The following is a 22,028-nucleotide window of genomic DNA, read 5'->3' as shown; positions in this document are numbered from 1 at the left end:
TATCCGAAATCAGATGTGGAGATCCCTGCTCGTGGCTACTTTCCTGTATCGACTGGGCCGCCTGGCCTTCCGGCGGCGCTGGTTCGTCGCCCTCATATGGGTGGCGGTGCTCGGTGCGGTCGGTTTCGGCGCGGCCACGGCGCCTGCCGCCCCCGACGCGAGCAACTCGATGCCCGGTATCGAGTCGCAGAAGGCGTTCGACCTGATGGAACAGCGCTTCCCGGGGGCGAAGGCCGACGGAGCGAGCGCCCGGGTCGTCTTCGTCGCTCCCGACGGGCAGAAGGTCACCGCCTCCGAGAACAAGGCCGCCATCGAGAAGTTCGTGTCCGAGGCCGCCGACGGTTCGCAGGTCGCCAGTGCGGTCAGCCCCTTCCAGGCGAAGGCGGTCAGCAAGGACGCCTCCACCGCGTACGCGACCGTCACCTACAAGGTGAAGGCCGACGACCTCACCGACGCCAGCAAGAACTCCCTGAAGGACGCGATCAAGCAGGCCGAGGGTTCGGACCTGACCGTCGAGGTCGGCGGCACCGCGCTGGCGACCCAGCCCGCCGCGGGCGGATCGGCCGAGGCGATCGGTATCGCCATCGCCGCGCTCGTGCTGGTGATCACCTTCGGTTCGCTGGCCGCGGCCGGGCTGCCGCTGCTGACCGCGATCATCGGCGTCGGCGTGTCCATGGCCTCGATCATGGCGCTGGCCAGCGCGCTCGGCCTCTCCTCTACCACCGGCACGCTCGCCAGCATGCTCGGTCTCGCGTGCGGTATCGACTACGCCGTGTTCATCGTCTCCCGCTACCGCGAGGAGCGCGCCAAGGGCCACGCGCCGCAGGAGGCGGCCGGACTCGCCGCGGGCACCGCCGGATCGGCGGTCGTCTTCGCCGGCCTCACCGTGGTCATCGCGCTGGCCGGACTCTCGGTCGTCGGCGTGCCGATGCTGACCAAGATGGGCCTGGCCGCCGCCGGTGCGGTCGCCGTCGGTGTCGTCATCGCGCTGACGCTGGTCCCGGCCCTCCTCGGCTTCTGGCCGAACGCCGTGCTGGCCCGCCGTGCCCGCAAGAGCGGCGAGATCAAGGAGGCCGGCGAGCACAACGGCGGCACCCGCTGGGCCCGGTTCGTGCTGCGCCGCCCGGTGCCCGTGCTCATCGCCTCGGTCGTCGGCCTCGGCGCGCTCGCCGTACCGGTGATGGACCTGCAGCTGGGCATGTCCGGAGACGAGGCGAAGTCCACCTCCACCACCGAGCGGCGTGCCTACGACGACCTCGCCAAGGGTTTCGGGCCCGGCTTCAACGGCCCGCTGACCATCGTCGTGGACGCCAAGGGCGCCGATGACGCGAAGGCCGCGGTGGCGACGATCGAGAAGAAGATCGGCGACACCGAGGGAATCGTCTCCGTCTCGGCCGCCCGGTTCAACCAGGACGGCGACACCGCGGTCTTCTCCGCGGTCTCGGCCGAGGCGCCCACCAGCGAGAAGACGAAGGATCTCGTCCAGACCATCCGCGACGACCGTCCGGCCACCGAGGCCTCGACCGGTGCGGAGTTCGAGGTCACCGGCACCACCGCGCTGAACATCGACGTCGCGCAGAAGATGCAGGACGCGCTGATCCCGTACCTCATCGTGGTGGTGAGCCTGGCGATCCTGCTGCTGATGATCGTCTTCCGCTCCATTCTGGTGCCGATCAAGGCGGCCGTCGGCTTCCTCCTGTCGGTGCTCGCGGCCCTCGGCTCCGTCGTCGCGGTCTTCCAGTGGGGCTGGGGCGCCGACCTGCTCGGCGTCGAGTCGACCGGTCCGATCATGAGCATGATGCCGATCTTCCTGGTGGGCATCGTCTTCGGCCTCGCGATGGACTACGAGGTGTTCCTCGTCGCCCGGATGCGGGAGGCGTACGTCCACGGGGACCGGCCCGGGCAGGCGATCGTGACCGGGTTCCGCTACAGCGCCCGGGTCGTGGTGGCCGCCGCGCTGATCATGATGGCCGTGTTCTCGGGCTTCATCGGAGCCGGCGAGTCCATGATCAAGATGATCGGCTTCGGTCTCGCCATCGCCGTCCTCTTCGACGCGTTCGTGGTCCGCATGGCGCTCGTGCCCGCGGTCCTCGCCCTGCTCGGCAAGGCGGCGTGGTGGATGCCGCGCTGGCTGGACAAGATCCTGCCCAAGGTCGACGTGGAGGGCGAGGCACTCAGCCACCAGCCCTCCACCACCCCCGCGCAGCCGGACCCGGCCGACCTGGAGTCGGCCCGCGTCTGACGACCCCCGCGTCGGACAGTCCCTGCGCCCAGGGGGTTGCTGTGCGGGACCTTCGCAGCACCCCCGAGGGCCGCCCGTGTCACCACGGGCGGCCCTCATCGGCCGTTCCGCGACGCGGTGTCCCCACTGGCCCTTCCCGCACCACCGCGCCCACCATGGACGCAGCTCACCCCCGACCGGAGAACCGATGATCACCAGCTGGCAGCGGTACAGGGCGGACCATCCCCGTGTGGTCGACGTGATGGTCGTCCTGGTGGCGTTCGCCCTCACCGTCCTCGGCTGTCTGATCAGCCTGGAGCCCGGGGGCGAGGAGATCCCACTGTGGCCCGGCGTGCTCCTGGGGGCCGCAGGCTCCGCGGCCCTGTGGTGGCGCCAGACTCACCCCCGCACGGTCGTCGCGGTGACCTCGGTCGCCGCCAACACCGCCGGGGCCCTGGGCTATCTCCTCACTCCCCTGCTCCTCGCACCGCTCATGAGCGCGCTGTACTGGCTGGCGATGCGCACCGACCGCAGGACGGCCCGGATCGCCCTCGTCGGCGTCGTCTCCCTACTGGTGACCACGGCCCTGGTCGACGACCGTTACGCCTACCCGTGGCCCCTCAAGACGCTCGGCCCCGCCTTCTGGGTGCTGGCGCCGGTCGCCTGGGGCACGGCGACCCGGCTGCGCCGCGCCTACCTGGAGGCCGCGCACGCCCGCGCCGAGTACGCCGAGCGCACCCGCGAGGAGGAGGCACGGCACCGGGTCGCGGAGGAGCGCATGCGCATCGCGCGCGAACTGCACGACGTCGTCGCCCACCACATGGCCCTGGCCAACGCCCTCGCGGGCACCGCCGCGCATCTCGCGCGCACCCACCCCGACCAGGTCCAGCGGATCCTCGACGACCTGGCCGGCACCACGTCCTCGGCGCTGCGTGAACTCAAGGCCACCGTCGGCCTGTTGCGGCAGGCGAACGAGCCCGACGCTCCCCTGGAACCGGCCCCCGGCCTCGGCCGGCTCTCCGACCTGACCAGCGCGTTCGCGGCCGCCGGGCTCACGGTCACCGTCACCGTCGAAGGAGAGGAGCAGCCGCTCTCACCGGGGGTGGACCTGACGGCGTACCGGATCGTGCAGGAGGCCCTCACCAACGTCGCCAAGCACGCCGCCGCGAAGACGGCGCGCGTCAGGCTGGCGTACACCCACGACCATGTGACCATCACGGTCAGCGACGACGGAGACGCCGCGGCCCCCGCCGCCCCGTCCCCGAGCGGCGGCTTCGGCCTGATGGGCATGCGGGAGCGCGCCCAGTCGGTCGGCGGCCGCCTTCAGGCGGGACACCGCCCGGAGGGCGGCTTCACCGTCACCACGGAACTGCCGATCCGCACGTAGCACCGACGATCCCCGACGTGGAACCCGCGATTGCTGACCCCACCGGTCCCCCAGCCCCGCCGCCCCCAGTCCCCAGCCCCCCAGTCCCCCAAGCCCCCCATCCCTGGAAGAAGACCGCACCAGATGACCATCCGCGTCCTGCTCGCCGACGACCAGGCCCTCCTGCGGGCCACCTTCCGGATCCTGATCGACTCGTGCGACGACCTGCACGTGGTCGCCGAGGCCACCGACGGCAAGGAAGCGGTCGAACTCGCCCACGTCCACCACCCCGACGTCGTCCTCATGGACATCCGCATGCCCGGCACCGACGGTCTCACCGCGACCACGGCCATCTGCGCCGACCCGGACCTGTCGGCCACCCGCGTTCTCATCCTCACCACGTTCGAGATCGACGAGTACGTCGCCCAGGCCATGCGCGCCGGCGCGAGCGGCTTCCTCGGCAAGGACGTCGCCGCCGACGCGCTGCTCGACGGCATCCGCACCGTGGCCTCCGGCGACGCCCTGCTCTCCCCCGCCGCCACCCGCGCCCTCATCACCCGCTTCCTCACCACTCCGGCACCGGGCACCCCGCTGGCGCCCCCCGATTCCCTCGACACCCTCACCGCTCGCGAACGCGAGGTGATGGCCCTGGCGGCGGAGGGCCAGTCCAACACCGAGATCGCCGAGCGACTCGTGGTCAGCCCCTTGACCGTACGCACCCACATCCACCGCGCCATGACGAAGCTCAACGCCCGCGACCGCGCCCAACTCGTCGTCATCGCCTACCAGTCGGGCCTGGTACGCCCCACACCACCACAGGCGCCCGAGCCGCCGCGCTGACTCACTCACGTCACTCACGCGAGGCGACTTCGGCGGCGTCCCGTCGATCACCCGGACGGCGCCGGCCGGTGGCGGACCTGGGCACGGGGTGCTGGCCTGGCACTCCCGTCCAATGCCCGTTACCGATGCCTGTCCGAGGCCCGACCGAGGCCGTCCGATGAACCGTGCGAGTTCAGTGGGAGCCCGCAGCATGCCCGAGACACCAGAGATGCCAGGGATGTCCGATCCGGGCGATGCCGTCACGGAGACCTTCGCGTTCGTGTGCGGAAACTGCGGCGAGTCCTGGGAGCAGACCTTCGAGGTCGTGTTCCTCCCCGACCCGGCCGCGCTCAACCCTCAGGAGTACGTCGACGAGGACGGCAAGGCCATGCGGTCACCGCTGGCCGACGCGGTCTGTCGCGTATGCGGGAGCCGGAAGGTGCGGGTGATGGCGCCCGACCTCGCCGAACGGGCCAGGGCGGCCGAGGACGCGGAACACCCGCACCACAGCCATCACTTGCATCTGCCCCACCGGGCACATCCGGCGCGGCGGACCGACTCGGAGGACTGACCGGACTCACCGGCATCGACATCGGCATCGGTCCACGCGGGGCGCGGGGAGGCCACTCAAACGTGCACGGTGTCCGGCTTGTACACGGAGAGCGCCCAGATCACGAAGAGGTCGACGGCGATCACGATGAGGCCCCAGAGGGGCGCGTACGGCAGGAACATGAACTGGGCGATGATGCTCAGCGCCGCGATCAGGATGCCGGTGAGCCGTGCCCACGCCTCTCTCGTGAGGATGCCCCAGCCGGTGACGGCGGTGACGGCGCCCAGCATCACGAGGATCCAACCCCAGCCGGTGAGGTTGATCCGGTACATGTAGTCGCCCACGACGGCGTACACGTCGTCCTTGGCGATGGCGGCGATGCCCTGAAGGATATGGAGGATGCCGTTCATCCCCATCAGGACGCCCGCGAAGGTGACACCGCCGGCCGCCCAGGCGCTCTTGCGCGACGGCGGCGCTCCGGTGCGGGTGTCCTGCGGTGTGTCCGACGGCTGCGAGGCATCCTGGCTCATGTTTCGACCCCTGCGTGGTGTCGGCGGGTTCCCGCCCGGTGCGGGGACGCCGAGGCGAGTTCGAGCCTCCGCCCCGACCTGGCACTCCGCCACGCGGGCTCGGCCGATCGGGTGACCGGGGCCGGGCCGTATCACGTAGGGAGTCTCGCCGAAGCCGGCGTCCAGGGCCCGCCTTCGACGACGAGCGGTAAGTCTCCGCCTCGGTATGCGGACGCGTGTCCTCGAAGCCGCCGAGAGGTCAGCATCCGTGACGTCACGCCTCTATCACCGGCATCTGTAGGAGCTCACGCGCCCCTGTCCGGGCGCCAGTGATCCGAGCAGAGCCTCGCGCGTACATCGGGCGGTGTTGCGCGGCGAGGGCGACGGGCGGGCAGTGCGCACTTGGGGATGCACCTCAACGAACCTGCGTCTCCAGGTCCGACAGCAAATCGTCGAGCACCGCCTCTTCTTCGACACGAACACCGCGTTCGGCGAGAGCGACGGCCAGGTCCGGATCCCACGGAGTCGCGGCGGGCGATCCCGTCAGGCCTGGGGCCTCGGCCACCATCGCCGCTGCTGCTCGATAGTGGGCAGCCGTGTAGCGCCACGGCCGCCACGGGACGCTTCGCCGCAGCGCCGTGGCGATGCGCATACCGCCCCAGTCGAAGTCGCCGTGGTACAGAAGGCCGACTCCCTGGGCGGACAGGCCGCGCAGCAGGGTGAGCGCGGCGGCCGAGGGCTGTCCCTGGAGGCACACCATGGGCGGGCATGCCGGGCCGAAGGCGTCGGCGGCGGCGGACAGGACGGCCGGGTTCTCACATACGTGGACGGTTCCCGTCGTCGGGACGGCGGGAGCCAATGGGTGACGGGTGAGACAGCGCAGCGTCAGGACCGCGGGCTCACCGGCATCGGCCATCCAGTCGAGGAACGGGGTGCCTCGCAGGTTGAGCAGGAGGACGGTGGATGACACGTCGTCCTTGAGCAGACCCGCCGACGCCCATGCTTCCCGTCGCCATTCGGCCCCGGCGCCGTCGGGAAAGCCCGTGAGGGAACGGAGTCCTGACAGGACGAGAGCGGCAAGCGGTGTCCCTTCGTCCAGGGCGTGGGCGCCCGAGAGATGTCGTGCCGCGAACGTCGCGCGTGACGTCGGGGGTACGACGGGCAGCGAACGCAAGGCCCGCACAGCGGCGTCCACCAAGGGTCCGGCGGCTTCTGGTGTACGCGCGAGCCGCCGTACGAGACCGTCCTTGCGTATCCGCTCCGTCCAGTCGGCCAGGTCGGCGTCAAGGGTGGCGAGCGGGGCATACGCCTCCTCCCATGCCCGCTCCTCTCTGCCCCGCGCCTCTGCGTGCAGCGTGACGGGTCCGGTGAGTGCCACCACGGCGGCCGCCAGTCCGTCAGGGCTGACACCGGAGCGGCGCAGGATCGCGTCCACTGCGTCGAGGCGAACGGTCAGAGAACGACCGGCTGACCGAGGGGCGCGCCCCAACAGGCGCTCGGCGGCGCGGCGTTGGGATTCCTCGGGATGGGACAGGGTGACCGGGCCGACGAGTTGCTGGGCGCGTGCCATCCGCTGCCGGGCGCGTTCCACGAGCCAGGCGAGGCCGGGATCACCGAGCAACCGGCCGAGGCGTTCGGCGTCGACCTGTTCGCCGGCCTGCGGTGTCGCGGGCGGCGCCGCTTCCACGGCATCCGCCGGCCTCTCCTGCCCCACCGGGTCCCGAGGGCCGGGCGACCGCCCAGTCCTTGAGGACGGAGTCACCGGGTGGTTCATGTCCACAGGGACTCCTGTTCTCCGGCACCATCGGCGACGGCAGCCCACCCCGGCCCGGCGAACGGCCCCTCGGCCCCACCGGCCGCCTCCTGCGGACCGTAGGCATGGGAGGGCCCCGTCGGCACGCTCACCGGTCCGCCGGGCTCCGTGCCGCGCAGGCGGTCGCTGCCGTCCCACTCCCACCGGGTCACCAGGACTGCGGCGATGTCGTCGACACGGGAGAGCTGCGCGATGGCGATTCCGGGGACCTGCGGGTAGCAGGCCCATTCCCGTTCGCTGGTCATGACGACATCAAGGTCGAAGGCACGCAGCAGGCCGAGACACTTGGCACGGGAATCGTCGTCCACTCCGGCGAACGCCTCGTCCAGGGTGACCAGGCGTGGGGCGTACGCGCCACCCGCGCTCGCGTAGTGCGAGGATGCCGCGGCGAACAGGGGTACGGACGCCGCCAGCACCCGTTCGCCGCCCGAGGCGGGCCCGGTGGCCGGTACCCACTTGCCGTGCTGGTGGCGTTCGACGCCGAACTCGTGCCAGGCCCGGTAGTCGAGGGCGCCGGTGAGATCCTCCAGCCAGCTGCCGGCATTGTCGTCGGCCTGTCGGCGCGCGATCTGCTCCTGGAGGAACGCGCCGACCGCGGCCCTGTCCTGTGGCGACCAGGCGTCGGCGGACTGGCGCAGCCGCTCACGGGCCTGCGCCAGTCCCTGCGGGGCCCGGCGCGAGGCCCGCCACACCAGCCGCAGCTTCATTCCGGTCGAGGTCGGCCGCTCCTCCAGTTCCCTGTTCATGGCGCGCACCTGTCGTTCGGCGGCACCGATCAGTTCCTGGAGCGTGCCGGCGACCTCGTTGATCAGATGGGTCTCCAGGATCTCGCGCTCGTGCGCGGAGAGGATGCGGGTCAGTTCGGCGACCTCGGTGGCCAGGGCTTCGGCGAGTTCGGGAACGGCCCGTTCACGGCCCTGGTAGACGATGTCGACCCGCATGCCGTCCTCGCTCGGGCGGGCGGTGGCGGTGTGGCCGTGCCGGGACAGCGCATCCTGGAGCCTGCTGAACTCCTCGCTCAGACGCTTCTGCACGCGCTCCCAGGCCGCGTCCGAGTCGTCGGTGGAGGAGAGCTGGGACTCGATGGCGCGGGCCAGATTAACGGCCGGGGTCGCCGCCCATGTCCCGCCGTCGCTGTCCGGTACGACGGCATCGGGAAGGGCTACGGCGAGCAGTCCTGTCGAGACGAACCGTTGGAGGGCCGCGATGGCCCGTTCACGGGCGGCGGTCGCTTCGGTGACGTCTTCGCCGAGCCGCTCGATGCGCCCCTCGGCGTGGCTGGCACGCCGGTCCGCGTCACCGAAGTCCGCCCGGGCCCGCTGCTGTTCGCTCTCGCAGGCGCGCACGGCGGCCGCTGTCTCCTCCAGCCGCCGCTGGAGTTCGGCGACGGCCGCTCCGACGGTGGAGCGGAGGGTGGTGAGGCGTTCGTCCGCGGCGGCGGCGATACGGGCCGCTTCTGTCGTGCGCTCCGCGAGTTCGGAAACCATGAGTTCGGCCCGGCCGGTCTCCGCCTGTTCGCCGGTGACCGCGTGCCCGGCTTCCGCGCGCTCCCGCAGTGCCGGCCACAGCGCCGCGAGGAGAGCGGTGTGGTCGGCGAGCGCCTGGCGCACGGCACCGAGTCCGACCCTGTCGGCAGGGAGGTTCATGTCGGCGGCGATCTCGGTGAGTTCGGCCGCAGCACGGTGGGCGTCCCCGGCCGCCCGGGCCAATTCTGCGGCCCGCTCACCGAGCCGGGTACGCGCCCGGTGGGCCGCTTCGGCCGCGGTGGTGACGCGAGCGTGGGCATGCCGCAGGTCGTCGTCGCCCGGTACCGCGGCGAGTTCGGCGTCGAGCACGCGCCGGCGCTCGGCCACTGCGTGCAGCTCCTCGGCCAACTGCTGCCGCTCCGCTTCCAACACGCCTAGTTCGGTGCGCAGTTCGCTGATCCGGGCTCGGCGCGCTTGCTCTCGGGCCCCTTCTCCCACGTACTGGGCGCTGTCCTTGGCCCAGCTTCCGGTCAGCGCACCGACGCGGAAACGCCCGTCCGTGGAGACCCAGGTGTCGTTGCCGCCGGCACCCCAGGAGGCCTCTTCGGGCCGGCCGCTGTTCTTTCCGGCCAGCCCGATCGCGGCGAGCAGCAGCTCGACCGTCCCCTCCCCCACGGCAGCCGCCCCCGCGTCCGCGTGGTCGACGGCCGGGCACAGCGCACGGTCGAGGCCGGATCCGCCGAGCGGGCCCATCGGATCGAGCAGCACATCGTGGCCGTCGACCGCCTCCGCGGAACCATCGGGCCGTACCCACGCGTCGAGGAGCCCCGACGCCTCCAGCGCGGCTTCCAGTCCCGCGCGTTCGGCCTCGGTGACGTGGGGGCGGAAGTCGACGAGCCGCCACAGCGGGGCGCCCAGACCCCGTTCCCGGACATCGGGCGTGCGGGTGTACGGAGCCGACGGCCCACGCTGCCCGCCCGTTTCGAGAGCTGTCAGCTCCTCTTCCGCCAGCCGCTGCCGTTCCGCCCTCCCCGTCTCCCGGTGGGCCAGGACGGCCGCCCGGTCGGCCAGCTGGGCGGCGAGGGTGCGATGGGTCCCGCCCGCCGCCGCGCGCGCCGGGTGAGGGCCGTCCAGACTGCGCACCCAGTCCTGAACCGCGTCGAGGACCCCCGGCAGCCCGGGAAGGCGCAGCTCCACACAGCGCGACAGGTGTTCTCTCACGGCCACGACCAATGCGTGCCCGGCCTCGGCGACGCTCTCCTCGGCCTCGGCCAGCCGCTCCCCGCTGTGCACGACCTCCTCGTCGGCCTCGTCGGCGCGCAGCTGGGCGGCCCTGCGCGTCTCCTCGGCCCGCTCGGCCCGCGTGACGAGTTCCTCCACGTGCGCGACGGCGCGCCGTCTGCGTGCTGTCGCCTCGTCCGCCTCCCTGCGCAGGGCGGCGTCGGGGGCTCCCTGGGTCCGCGGGGCGTCGAGCCGGGCCGCCGCGGCGCTCTCGACGACGCGGCCCTGGATGTCGTCCAGTGCCTGCTGCGCGGAGTTGAGCCGATTGTTCGCGGTGGCGAGCCGGCCCAAGGCCCGGGTGTGTGCTTCGGCCGCCGTCCGACGGTCCGCCTCGGCACGCGTCAGTTCCGCTGCCGTGCGGGAGGCGTCGGTCGCCGCCTGTTCGAGCTCGCGGGCGTCGCGCATCTCGGGCCCGGTCCGCAGTGCGGCGTCCTGGGCGCTCAGCCGCGCGGCCCGCTCGCCGAGTGCCTCCGCCCGGTCCTCGGCCGACTTCCGGTCCGCCAGAGCCTGTTCACGTTCGCCTTGTGCCTTGAGGAGTTCACGCTGGAGGTGTTCGTACCGGGCGTGTTCGCTGCGGGGCAGGCGGGCCCGGCGCCGGGAGGCGATGCGGGCATAGCGCCGGTAGTGGTCGAGGAATCCCGACGACGCCTGCTCCGCCTCGCGCGCCGCCCGCAGCTCCTCCTTCTCCTCGTCCAGCGACCTGAACGCCTCGGCCGCGTCGGCGATGACCGCCTGGTCCATCGGCGGCAGTGCCTCGGTCAGTGCCCTGGACAGGGCCGCTTCGTTGGGGCGCTTGGACAACTGCGGCTGACGCAGTTGGATCAGGAGATCGACGAGCGCGCCGTAGCGCCGCTCCCCGAGCCCGAAGAGAGCTTCATCGACCGCCCTGCGGTACGTCTTCGCCGTGTCGTAGACCATGCCGCGCCCGCCGACCGCCTCGGCGAGACGGTCCCGGGACAGGGCCGTGCCCGTGGCGTCGAGCAGGTCGAGTCCGGCGCCGATCCGCTGGTCCGTCACCGCGAACCAGTGGCGGGCGATGCCGCGTCCGGCGACCGCCTTCAGCCCGCAGAGCAGCGTACGGAAATGCGACTCGCCCGTGGTGTCGTCGAGCCGTCCGAACTCGATCCAGGTGTAGCCGAGCCGTTCCGGATGCGGGTGTTCACCGCCCAGGAGCAGATTCCACTCCATCCGCTTGCCCGGATCGCCGTCCGGCTCGACGCGGCGGGCGGAGAGGTCTCCGTCGAGCAGGAACGGCAGGGTGAGGGCGAGCACCTTCGACTTGCCGGTGCCGTTGTTGCCGCGCAGCAGCAGGCGGCCGTCGCGGAACCAGAACTCCTCGACGTCGTAGTGGAACAGGTCGACGAGCCCGATACGCAGGGGCCGCCACCGGCCGGGCGCGGGGCTGGGGAGCGCGGTCAAGGCGCGGTTCACCTTTGGTCCTTCACGATCGTGTCCGACAGCGCGGGCGTTTGGCGCGCGGGTCCCGGTTCCTTGACGACAGGCGCGCCGACCGCGTAGCGCGCCAGGGCCGGACGCGGCACAACGCCTCGTTCCGTGCGCACGGCGAGGCCCAGCGCCACCAGTTTCGCCAGGGCCTGCTCCACCAACTCGGGCTCCGCTCCTGGTTCTCTCGCCGACTTGGACCAGAAACTGCCGTGTTCCACGGCCAGTTCACGCACCCGGGACGCCAGCTCCGCCGGATCTACGGGTCCGTCGGCCTGCGCCAGATGTGCTGCGAGGAGCAGGGTGATGTGCCCGTGGGTGCCCTGCTCCGGCATGCGTACGTCCGTGAGGTCGTCCAGCGGGTCGACCATGGCGATGCCTTCGGCTCGCACCTCCGCGACCAGTCCGGTCAGTTCGCCGATGCGCGCGGTGATGAAGCCGCGCTGCCGGGTGAGGTAGGCGAGTTCGTCGTCGGTCAGGTCGTCGTAGTAGAGCACCGGGTCGTCGAGGAGGCGGCGGGTCAGTTTCCAGCGGATCGCCCGGAACCTGAGCTCGTCGCTGTCGAGCGCGGTCTGCGCCGTCATTTCCACCAGGCGCTCCTCGAAGTCCTGGGCTTCGATCATGGAGGGGCCACGCCGGGCGGCCGGCATCCCTGCCAGCACGCGCCGCCGTACGTCGTACAGCACATCCCCCGATCCGCTGACGTACGCCTCCTCGTCACCGGCCACCCGTCGCAGCACACCGAGCCGCAACAGCAGCCGTACGACGGCCGCGAGGTCGAGGCGTTCGTCGCGCCGCTCCAGGGTGAACGTGATCCCGGCGGCAACGAGTTCGGGTTCCGCCGCGGCCAGGACAACCTGTTCGGCGAGCCGTCCGAGCGCCACCTGCGACTCGCCCCGTTCCAGCGCGGCCAGCGTCAGGCACAGCAGGACGTAGCGGCGCCGGGTGAAGGGCAGGGCGGCCCGGCCGACCTCACATGCCGCGTGCGTGGCGTCGGTGAGGGTGCCCGGCGTCTTGCGCAGCCGTGCGGCGTCGGCGTCCGTGTGGAGCGTCCAGCCGACGTTGCGCTCGAACCACTCCCGCAGCTCTGCCGCGTGCCGCCGCACCAGCCGGAAGGCGTCGGAGTGCGGCCCGTCGGCGGTGAGCAGGGGCTCCTTCAGCAGGGCGCGCGCGGCCCGTTGCAGGTCGGCCTCGCGCTGGCCGTCGAGGATCTCGGCCAGGCGCCCGGTCACCGGTCCTCCTTCGTGTCCGAGATGTTCGCGGAGCCGGAAGGGAGGGACAATGCGGGTGCGGTCCGGAGGAGGGCCTCCTGCTGCGGGATGAATCCAAGCGCGGGCCTCGGCTCGGCCCCGGCCTGGGCAGAAGCATGCGCATCGGGCGGGACAGCCCCGTCCCGCGGCGCGAGGTCGATGATGTCGACCAGATGATCCGGCCCGCTGAACACCCCGTCCGGCGTGTGCACTTCAGCCGTCGACCCGTCGTCGAGCGCGGTCAGCCGGATCTCCATCGAGCCGTCCCCGCTGGTGGCCACGGTGGTCGTCATGCCCGGCCGCCAGGTGGCGAGGGCATCGCCGAGCAGGCGCAGGAACAACTCGAAGGCGAGCGGGTCGAGTTCTCCCAGGCGGGACAGCCGGATCGGGCCGCCCGTGGCGAGGCGCGAGCGGGCCGCGCCCGTCTGCTCCGCCTCCCGGGCGGCGATCTCGGCGAGTCGGCGCTTCGCCTCGCCCCGGTCCGCCACCCTGCGCGGCTTGCCGCGCCGCTCATAGCTGCCGGTACGGCGCAGCTGTGGACTGATCCGCAGCGGGCGCGCCTCGCCCCACGGAGTCGACGCCGGCTGCGGCTCGGCCGTCCGTTCGGCGAGGGTGTCGGCATCGACGGTGAGGTGCCGGGAGGAGTACAGCCCGAACGCCACCCGCCACAGCCGGTGCCTCGCCGCGTCGTCCGGCGCCTGGGCGAACCAGCGCGCCAGCGCGCGGAAGTCGGCCGAGCGGTCGGAACGCCCGGCCCGCCGCTCGTTCAACTGCCTGACGACTGAAAGGAGTTGCGGAATCGACCCGAGCGCACGCCCCCGCAGCAGCCTGGCCTGCGACTCACGCCCCTCCGCCGACACGAACCACTCCGCGAGCCCGGACCATCGAGCGGCCCACCTCTCCTGCGCCGCCGCCTCCGCGTGTTCGGCGTCCTCGGGAGCGGCGTCGGCGGCCTCACGGGCGGCAGCAAGGCGCAACATGGGCCCGACCCTGCCCTGCTCCTCCAGCTCCCCGATCAGCAGAGCAATCCGCCCGCCGAGGGTGATGAGATCCTGAATGAACCGCTCCAGATACTGGATCAGCCGGTCCTTGTACGCGAGGAACGCCTCGACCTCGATGTCGTGCAGGTCGATGGTGCGCTGGAGGGACCCCATGAACGCGCGGGCGTTGTCCGCGAGGTCGGTGAAGCGTGCCGTCAGCACAGACAGGGCGACGTACGCCTTGGCCGGGTCCGGCTCGTCCTCCGACGCAATCACCAGCAGCGCCCGCAGCTGCGTGACGATGTCGTGCAGCGCGACCGCCTGGAGTTCGCCGCGCCGTCCCAGCACCTCGTCGTACGTCCCGAGCGCCGCCTCGGCCGCCTCGCCTGCCCGCGTGAGCTGGTAGATGAACCGCTTACGGTAGAAGTCCTCGACCGCCGTCACCCGCGCCGTGTCCGGATCGGCCCGCAGATTGCCCCAGGCGACGAGGCTGTCCAGCGCCTTCACCACCGACTCCACATCGCCCGGCCTGCTCCCCGGCTCCATGGCGGCGTGCACGTCCTCCGGGCGGAGGTGCACCGCGAACCGTTCCTTGGCAGCGAGGAAGGCCCGCATCACCTGCCGGTAGACAGCGGCGTTGGGGACGGTGAGGTGGGCGAAGGGGGTGTAGTCGGCGGAATCGTGGCCGGGAGTCTGGACTGTCATCGTTGGTCCATCCTCCCGGACCGGCATCCATCACTCTGCGCGATGTCCGATTTTCGCCCCTCTTTTCGCCCACCCAGGTACGCGGGCCCGCCCAGGTACACGGAACTCTGCGTCCTTCTCGGCTCCATATGCTCTCCCCGGCGACGGCGGGGCATGCTGGTAGTCGTACGAGCGGGCCGGGAAGTACGGACATGCAATGACGGGCCGGGGGGTGGATGGTCGCCACAGTGTTCGTCCTGGCGGCCTGCGGCGCGTCGACAGGCGGCGGATCGGCGGGCGGACCGTCCGGGAGCCACTCGGCGGAATCGCCGGACCGTCGGCAGGTGCGCCGACGCGCACTTCCGCGGCCCCGCCCTCAACCGCGCCATCGAGTCCGGCCGGGCAGAGCCCGTCCACGCCTGCCATCACACCCTCCGCTTCGCCGGGGAACTGTGCCGCCGGGCACGCGGAGGTCACCGTCACCCCCGGTGACGGGCCCGAACAACAGGTGTGCGTAGGCCCCGGCACCGCAGTGTCCCTCGTCCTGCGGCCGCGTGACGACGACAAGCGGCGGACCCCAAACGACTCCTCACGATCCTCGACGCCTACTGGCAGACCGGCAGCCTCCCCCAGGTGATCTCCCGCCTCCCTCGCACACGCTGACGGCTGACGGCTGACGGCTGACGGCGATCTCTTGCTTAGACCCAGACCAGCGCTCCGCATCCGCCGGGACGCCGATGCTGCGGGCGCCGACGGAGCCGAAGCTCGGCCGTGGCCGCATGCTGAGCAACGTCCGGAAACGACCAAGGGCAACTTGGTTTTGCACTAGAGTTGTTCACTGCTGCGCACCTTCCCGGAGGGTACGTCGGCGGCGTTCAGGTGCCGATCCTCGACTGTGACTGACGAATGGTTTCCGCTGCGTACTGCACGCAGTGTGACTGCGGATGCCCGGTAGGGCCGTCCCTGCCATTCCCAGCTCAGGCCTAGGAGTGGATACCGTGAATCCCGTTGAGTACAAACCTGCACGTCGTGACCGGCTTCGCGAGATTCTGGTCAACGTCGTAGTAGGAGTCGCCGTCAATCTCATGGTGGCGGCTCTGACCGCGGCAGCACACCTGGTCTTCTGACACAGGTAGGTGGCGGGCCCGGAGAGCCCGCCACTCCATATGTCCTGGCAGTCCGTCAGAACAGACGCAGCTCATTCGGATCTGAGCCCGTGTCCTGGCGCCTCTTACGGGGGCGCCGCCCTCGGCGAGGTCGAGGCAGATGGGGTACGCGCGCCACTTCAGGCAAATTCTCCCACGTCGGGCGCAACCCGTGGATCTGAGCCTCGCCGACGAGTTCCTTCAGATAGACCCGGGTCTCCTCGTCCGTCGAATAGAGCACTGTCGCACGGCTCGCTCGGGTAGCCAACACGTGGTAGGCGTGCCGGACGAGCCGAGCGAATTGCTGGTCGTCGACGCTGCCGGGCCTCACCTTGGGGTCGAACGACCCAGGTACGGCAACGCGCTTGAGGCCCGTCTCCTGGTCTTCCCGCTCCTTGCCCCGGCGGAACATCCATCGGCCGTCCCGGCGCACCATGTCCTCACCCATGATCACGCCACACCAGTCCCACTCGAGCCCCTGCGCCGTATACACACAGCCGATCTGGCCGAGACCGTTCTCGTGCACGGACCAGATCTTGGAAGGTGGTGCCTCGTTCTCACAGAAGGAGTCGCTGTACGCGTTCCACGGCCTGTGCCAGTCACCGATTCGTACGTCGGCCTCAAGACGTCTTTCCTTGCCCAGCGGCTTGGTCCAAGGCCAGCAGTAGCCGGCCACCATGCGTGCGGACGCCCCGGCCCGAGCCTCGCTTCGAATGATCTGTTCGAGTTCCTCAGGGCTGTCCGCGACCTCGACGTGCATGAGTCCATCCGGCGTCCACCGCTCCGGCTCCTCGTCCGAGACCCCGAGCATGGCGCGCACCCAGCGGATGTAGGCGTCGCTACCACCACAGCGAAACTGTTCTCGAAGCGGGTACCGGACTAGATGTGCGCCGTACCGCTGTGCGGCATCTTCCACCAGACCGACGGTGCCGACCTCGTGGGGTCGTACCGACTGCCCCTCGTCGAGGAAGAACACCGTCAGCCGGGACGCGTCGAGAAGCTCGTCCACCTGGAGCTTCGTGCCCTGGTGTTCGGGCTTCCAGAAGCGATTGGTCGAGCGTTCCCGCAGGCGGTGGGCTTCGTCGCAGATCAACACGTCCAGAGGCGGATCCGGCGGGGTGACGAAGTTGCTGAAGTACGTGAAAGTTTCTCTGAATTCCCTGTCTCCATAACCGACATGCTCCTGAATGGCACCGTTGAATGCTCTGCTGCCGCTCGCATATTTGACGATCCGCCCTTCGGCCTCCAGTTCCGCCTTGATCTGGAGGCCGATGGCGCTCTTCCCGGTGCCGGCACCGCCCGTGACCAGAAAAATCACACGCCGCTCGTCCGGTACGAGCGCTGGCCGCTGAGGATCCGGAAGGACCTTGGAAGCCGTGTCCAGGATCTGGTCGGCGACCTTCTTCTGCCGGCCCCGCAAGGTGAAGACCGTGTCTTCTCCGCGGGAGCGGATCATGGCGTCGAGCAGAGGTGTGTTGCGCAGGCCCAAATTCCGCAGCAGTATCTCAGCCGCTGAGGCAGCACCCTCGTCGGCGAAATGCGCCCGGAGGTCGGACATCAGCTGTTCACGCCGGTCATTCGTATAGACATGGGCGTAGGCACCGGTCGGCGCATCCACATCGACCAACGGTCGCACCGAGGCGTCGGTGGCGTTGTGCAGATAGGCGAAGCCGCCGCATTCGAATTCCAGTCCGTGCAGCGGTCCCCTGTCACTCGTGAACGCCTCGTAGTACTCACGTAGTTGTAGCGCCGGGTGCTTCTTCCTCCCCAGGCCCGGTACGTGAACCAGCTCCGCAGTGGCTCGCTCCACCCTGGTCACCATCGACCAGCGTTTCAACTCGACAAGTTGGACGGACAGCCCTCTCCCTTCGGGGTGATGACCGACAAGAACCACATCGATGAGTCTGGGGTCACCAGGGCGGTCGGTCTCGTCGAGCGTGGCAGCGCACTCGACGATCATCTCCACGTTTCCCCGATCGGCGGCGACCAGGTCTTCGGCAAGGCTCACGAGGCTCTCAGCCCAAGCGGAACGTTCCGTCAGCGAGGCGTCGGCTCCACGGAAGTGCCGCCATCTGGCCGCCAGATGCGGAACCATACGGCGTCTTGAGTTCAGGGTCAGCAGATCCTGCGCTGCCAATTTCAGCAGGAGCATGGACACGAGGTGGTTCCCCCAGGGCACGAGTGATTCGTGCGGGTGGGGGCATGTCCTCGTAGGAAGTCCGTCGGGCCGCAATAGGTGACTGCGATCTTAAGGAAGCGGCCGTCCACTGCGGACGGCGGCGCCACTGTCGGCGCAAAGCACAGCCAGGTTGGCCGGATCGTGTGTTCGATGGCGGAGGACTGACCCGGTCGCAATCGCGACTGCCTGCCCGAACGGACCCCCACGAGTCTTCGCGGCTTGCCGCTTGTCTCCGGATCCGTGGCATGCACGACCGTGCCTCGGGACAGCAGCACTGTCTGCGTGAATGCCTGCGAGCCGGGCACCTCGGTCTCACCGCACCCGCGCACCACGGTGTGTGGCAGCCGGGCATGACATCAGCGACCGGTGTAGAGGAACCGCATGTAGCGCGTGTACGACAGCCCACGGTGCCGGAGCTTGGCGGCTTCCCTTGAGGCGCTCACTGCTCCGTGGAGCACACTGTTCTGCTGGAGCGCGACCGTACGTTGGCCGAACTCCTGACGCTGTTGCCGGGCCCGGTCTCCGGCAAGCGTGTTCTCCCGGGAGAGCCGTTCTTGGCCGTCCTCCAAACTCTTCCGCGCATGCTTGCGCGAGGCCTCGGTCCCGGACTCCACAGCCTTGCGCTGATCGGCGAGTTGGGCCCGGCGGCGGGTGATGTCCCCCTCGATCTGCTGTCGTTCCACCGAGCTGAGGGCCATCGGTTGCTGGGCGACGGCAGACGCGAACAGATCTTTTCGCCAGATGTCGAGGGCGATGGCCTTGGCCTCGCCGATTCCCTGAACGTTGACGAGGCGGCCGTTGCTCAGCACCAGTACGGCGCCGGTGCTGTTGTACGAGCTGTTCTGAACAGGCCGGTAGCCGGTGAAATCGGCTGCTGTCCGGATGCCCTCCGCGGCGAGACGGGCGGCAAGTTTCGCCCCGATGCCGTGCGGCGGGGACTGCGCGATCAGCCGACGGCTGAGCCGGTCCCGGACATATGCGGACTGCTTGTCGGCGAGCGCTTTGGCCAAGGCTCTGCGCAGTTCCTCCGAGAGCCCGTCGATCTTCTTGTCGATGTCGCGCTGCTTGCGAACTTTGCGTTTCTCGGCCTCCTTGAGTTCGGCGTGGTACTGGGCTGTGAGCTTGTCCTGAGCCTGCGGGTAGGCGGTGGTCCGCTTCATCTCCGCCGCGTCGAACTTCGCCTTGTCCTTGCGCAGCTTCTCGGCTGCCTTGACGGGATCCTCAAGTTGGGCCAATTCGTCCGACAGCTTGGCCAGTACGGCCCATGACTGCGCTCTCTCCACCCGGCGGCTCCGCGCGAAGGCAGTGATCACGGCGGCGAGGATGACGGGTGCTCCGGCTCCGATCAGGGACGTCGGGAATCCTGCGACGATCATCAGGGCGGTCGCAGCAAGCAGCAGCGGCCACAGCACCGCCGTGACAACGTCCAACGGCGTCCGTGTACGGAAACGGTCAGGTGAAGTTGTCGAGGACGCGGTCGGCGCTGGCGCGGTCTGCGGGGGAACGTGCCCGGTCATCCAGCCAGGCAGTCCGCCGGTGCCCGGAGCAGGTGCCGTGGGGGGAGCCGATGCTGATGCGCTCGTCGTCGCGGCGGTCCGCTGCTTGGGGATCGCGTTGGCGAGCGGGGGCAGCAGGTCCAGCGGCTGGAAGGCCAAGGACCTCACCTGGTCGGCAAGGCCACTCACCGCCGGGTCCGGATGGGCGAGCAGCGTCTGGAGCCCGGTGGAGCCGCCCGGATTCTTGAAGTCCTCCTCGGTGAGCAGCAAGAACTCACCACTGGGTTCGTGCAGCCGATGCCACAGTGCCGGGTCAGCGGCGGTCGCCTTGAGCGACATGAAGATGACCCAGGCGGAGAACCGGTCCAGCGCCGCCCCGAAGTCATCGTTTCCGCGCAGGGGCGACTGGTAGTTGCGGTGGCCGCGCTCGGTGCCACCGAGACCCGCCAGCGCCGGCACGTACATGCCGTCGTAGTCGACCAGGCGCAGGGTGTCGTCGCCTGCGACAAGCAGGTTGCCGTGCTGGAGGTCGCCATGGGCGATCTCGTGCTCCGACAGGTCGCGGGTCAGCGCCTCGAACCGGTCGGCCAGACGGTCGACTGCGAACCGGTCGGTGTGGTTGTCGTCCAGCCAGGAGGACAGAGTGACAGCGTCGATCCACTCCATCTTCAGGACCGGGTAGCGCTCCCGGCCGACGCCGATGGCGTCAGGAAGGTACTCGAAGCCGAGGTTCCACGGCTGGGACAGCTCGGCCGGGTCCAACTGCGCAAGTCGGCTGCTGATGGCCTGGTAGCGCCGTTCCTGGTCCGGGACATGGCGGGTGAAGCATTTGACCGCGTACCGCCGCCCCGACGCGGCCGAGGTCAGCGAGAACACGCTCGCGAAGGCGCCGGAGATGGCGCGGGGCAGGCCGAGCTTGGTCAGTTCCGGCCTTGCGCCCTTGAGTTCAGGATGCTCGAAACACAACTGCGTGTGCTGCAAGGCCTCCGCGTAGGCGGCACCGCTGGGGAACTGCCTCTGCTGACCGGTGGGCGAACCCACGTTCACCGTCCTTCGAAATCGATCCGTACGACAGCCACATCGTCGTTGCGTAGCTGCTGGCTGCCCCGGAGCCCGTTCAGCCAGTCCACGAACCCGCTCAGGTCGTCGGGCCCGGAGAATTCCAGCAACTGGCGTACTGCGATGTCCGGGTCAGGTGCCGATAGGAACCATGCGGCCAGCGCGTCGGTCATCAGGAGCAGCCGGTCGCCGGGCCGGCACCGGCCTTCGATGAACCGGGTGCGGCAGGCCAGCAATGCCACATCGTGGTTACGGCTGCCAAAGAGGTCGGGGACCGTGCCGAACTCCTCGGCGGCCCCCACCGGAAAGGCCTGCACCAGCCGGTCGTCGCGCAGATGGAACAGACAACTGTCCCCCAGGGCGGCGGCTCGCCAGCGCCATGCCGGTTCGGACGCGTCAGCGAGGGCACTCGTGCCAGGGCCGGGGTCTGGGTCGACGCGCACAGTGAGCAGCGTTGCGTAGGCGCCTTCGGCGAGCTTGGTGTGCTCGTACCACTTCAGCGGACGCCCTTCCGCTATCCGCGCCTGCGTGTACTCCACAAGCCAGGGATCCCATTGAGCCACCGCCGACGACGCGAACTCCTCGAAAGCGGTGCCGCCGGCCAGTAGGTCCGGCCGCTCCATGGCGTGTTCGGCCGCCGTGCGAGACAGCAGCCGGGCCCAGTCCTTGGCCAGAGCACTTTCCGTTGCTCCGTCACAGACTCCCGCGGTGAGCGGCTCCTGGAGCATGTAGTCATGAGAGCGGCTGGGAAGGACAACGACGGCGTCCTCGCATTCCGCCTCGGTGTTCCCGTACTTGGGAGCTACGAGGTGCGTGACGTACACGCAGGAAGGTGGAGCCGTCACCGCAGCTCGGTGGCGCGGGTGCCGATGTCGAGGAACTGCACGACCGTGGTGATGTCCGCGTTGTAGACGAAGCCGCGGGTGGACTCGCTGACCCGCTGGCCCTGCGAGGCGGCGTACGAACGCATGTGACTGGGCAGAGGGCTCGACATCGAGAAGAGAGTGCGGGCGTAGCTGTCGGGGAGGCCGTCGGCAGTGTCGGGGAAAGCGGTGGGTGTTCCGCCCGCGGCAGAGACGTGCAGGTTGAACAACAGCGCCGCACCGTCGGCCGTGGCGTGCGAGGTGATGGCCTCGGCGGCCGCGGTGGGGTCGCCATCGGTCGATTCCCCGTCCGTCAGGTTGATGACGATCGGAGGGAAACTGGCCGGGTAGCGCTCGGTCCAGCCGGCGACGAGGCCCTCGGCGTACTGAAGGGCGCGGTTCATCGGGGTTCCGCCGTGCGCGACCGGGTCCATCCAGAGCGGGAAGTTGACCACGGTCTCGACGAGACCACCGGCGCCGTCGGACACCTTCTTGCTTCGCTCGTCCACGCGGGCCGGGTTGTCCGCCACCTCGCTCAGGGGAACGATGTCCCGGCCGCCGAGCGAGCCCGCGAACGCCGAGCCGACGGTGGCGCCGTAGCCGACGACCGCGACGTGGAAGTAGTCACGTACGCCTTCTTCTTTAGCGCACTTGACCGAGAGTTCGGTGAGGAGCCGATTGATGGCGTCGGCGACGACATCAGCCTTCTGCTGGGGAACTTCACCGCCGATGGGGTCGCTCATGGAGGTCGACTGATCGACGAGGAAGATGATGCTCGTGGGATTGCTGCGGCTGATCTCTGCCGTATACGGCACGTTGGGCTCCCGCCGGACTGTGAAGAAGTCGGTCGTGGGAGGAGCTCCTACGGCGTGCCGATATGTCGGCCACCAGCACGCACGCCGAC

The 22,028-nt window shown here is 70.0% G+C and carries 14 protein-coding genes; 5 read left to right on the top strand and 9 right to left on the bottom strand.

The features are described from left to right. Positions 1-31: 31 nt before the first annotated feature. The 4 genes from AB5J50_RS37320 to AB5J50_RS37305 all read left to right on the top strand — a co-directional run bounded on the left by AB5J50_RS37320 (position 32) and on the right by AB5J50_RS37305 (position 4,977). A complete protein-coding gene (locus AB5J50_RS37320; RefSeq protein WP_369262995.1) occupies positions 32-2,242 on the top strand; it encodes an MMPL family transporter in 2,211 nt (736 codons plus the stop codon). 187 nt (positions 2,243-2,429) lie between these two features. Beyond that, a complete protein-coding gene (locus AB5J50_RS37315) occupies positions 2,430-3,608 on the top strand; it encodes a sensor histidine kinase (RefSeq protein ID WP_369262993.1) in 1,179 nt (392 codons plus the stop codon). 123 nt (positions 3,609-3,731) lie between these two features. Next, positions 3,732-4,427 carry a response regulator gene (locus tag AB5J50_RS37310; RefSeq protein WP_369262992.1) on the top strand — a complete coding sequence of 232 codons (696 nt, stop codon included), beginning with the start codon at positions 3,732-3,734 and terminating at the stop codon, positions 4,425-4,427. A 190-nt stretch (positions 4,428-4,617) separates the two neighbouring features. Beyond that, positions 4,618-4,977 carry a hypothetical protein gene (locus AB5J50_RS37305; RefSeq protein WP_369262991.1) on the top strand — a complete coding sequence of 120 codons (360 nt, stop codon included), beginning with the start codon at positions 4,618-4,620 and terminating at the stop codon, positions 4,975-4,977. Positions 4,978-5,033: 56 nt separating this feature from the next. On the opposite strand, the gene AB5J50_RS37300 is transcribed toward AB5J50_RS37305, so the two are convergent. From AB5J50_RS37300 to AB5J50_RS37280, 5 genes are all read right to left on the bottom strand, one after another. Further along, the gene (locus tag AB5J50_RS37300; protein ID WP_369262989.1) at positions 5,034-5,486 is read right to left on the bottom strand and encodes a hypothetical protein; all 453 of its coding nucleotides are present in this window, start codon (positions 5,484-5,486) and stop codon (positions 5,034-5,036) included. A gap of 394 nt (positions 5,487-5,880) precedes the next feature. After that, positions 5,881-7,179, bottom strand: coding sequence for a TIGR02679 family protein (locus tag AB5J50_RS37295; protein ID WP_369262987.1), 1,299 nt, complete (start codon positions 7,177-7,179; stop codon positions 5,881-5,883). A 56-nt stretch (positions 7,180-7,235) separates the two neighbouring features. Then, positions 7,236-11,456, bottom strand: coding sequence for a TIGR02680 family protein (locus AB5J50_RS37290; protein ID WP_369262986.1), 4,221 nt, complete (start codon positions 11,454-11,456; stop codon positions 7,236-7,238). Beyond that, positions 11,453-12,700, bottom strand: a complete 1,248-nt coding sequence (locus AB5J50_RS37285; RefSeq protein ID WP_369262985.1) for a TIGR02678 family protein — start codon at positions 12,698-12,700, stop codon at positions 11,453-11,455. The genes AB5J50_RS37290 and AB5J50_RS37285 overlap by 4 nt, the downstream gene beginning before the upstream one ends. Continuing rightward, on the bottom strand, positions 12,697-14,403 hold the full coding sequence (locus AB5J50_RS37280) for a TIGR02677 family protein (RefSeq protein ID WP_369262984.1): 1,707 nt from the start codon (positions 14,401-14,403) through the stop codon (positions 12,697-12,699). Before AB5J50_RS37280 ends, AB5J50_RS37285 begins: the two co-directional genes overlap by 4 nt. Before the next feature lie 923 nt (positions 14,404-15,326). Between AB5J50_RS37280 and AB5J50_RS37275 the strand changes: the two genes are divergently transcribed. Further along, the gene (locus AB5J50_RS37275) at positions 15,327-15,509 is read left to right on the top strand and encodes a DUF6408 family protein (protein WP_369262983.1); all 183 of its coding nucleotides are present in this window, start codon (positions 15,327-15,329) and stop codon (positions 15,507-15,509) included. Between the two features lie 55 nt (positions 15,510-15,564). On the opposite strand, the gene AB5J50_RS37270 is transcribed toward AB5J50_RS37275, so the two are convergent. The 4 genes from AB5J50_RS37270 to AB5J50_RS37255 form a co-directional block, all read right to left on the bottom strand. After that, on the bottom strand, positions 15,565-17,679 hold the full coding sequence (locus AB5J50_RS37270) for a DUF2075 domain-containing protein (RefSeq protein ID WP_369265617.1): 2,115 nt from the start codon (positions 17,677-17,679) through the stop codon (positions 15,565-15,567). A 383-nt stretch (positions 17,680-18,062) separates the two neighbouring features. Then, positions 18,063-20,243 carry a hypothetical protein gene (locus tag AB5J50_RS37265; RefSeq protein ID WP_369262981.1) on the bottom strand — a complete coding sequence of 727 codons (2,181 nt, stop codon included), beginning with the start codon at positions 20,241-20,243 and terminating at the stop codon, positions 18,063-18,065. A 2-nt stretch (positions 20,244-20,245) separates the two neighbouring features. Continuing rightward, entirely contained in the window at positions 20,246-20,989 is a 744-nt protein-coding gene (locus tag AB5J50_RS37260) for a hypothetical protein (protein WP_369262980.1), read from the bottom strand. A 113-nt stretch (positions 20,990-21,102) separates the two neighbouring features. Beyond that, positions 21,103-21,939: a vWA domain-containing protein gene (locus tag AB5J50_RS37255; protein ID WP_369262978.1), complete on the bottom strand. Its 837-nt coding sequence runs from the start codon at positions 21,937-21,939 to the stop codon at positions 21,103-21,105. Between the last annotated feature and the right edge of the window lie 89 nt (positions 21,940-22,028).

The sequence above is a fragment of the Streptomyces sp. R35 genome, assembly GCF_041053035.1.
Lineage (GTDB): Bacteria > Actinomycetota > Actinomycetes > Streptomycetales > Streptomycetaceae > Streptomyces > Streptomyces lutosisoli.
Note: the sequence above shows the minus strand (reverse complement) of the source record. Positions and strands in the feature narration are given on the sequence as shown.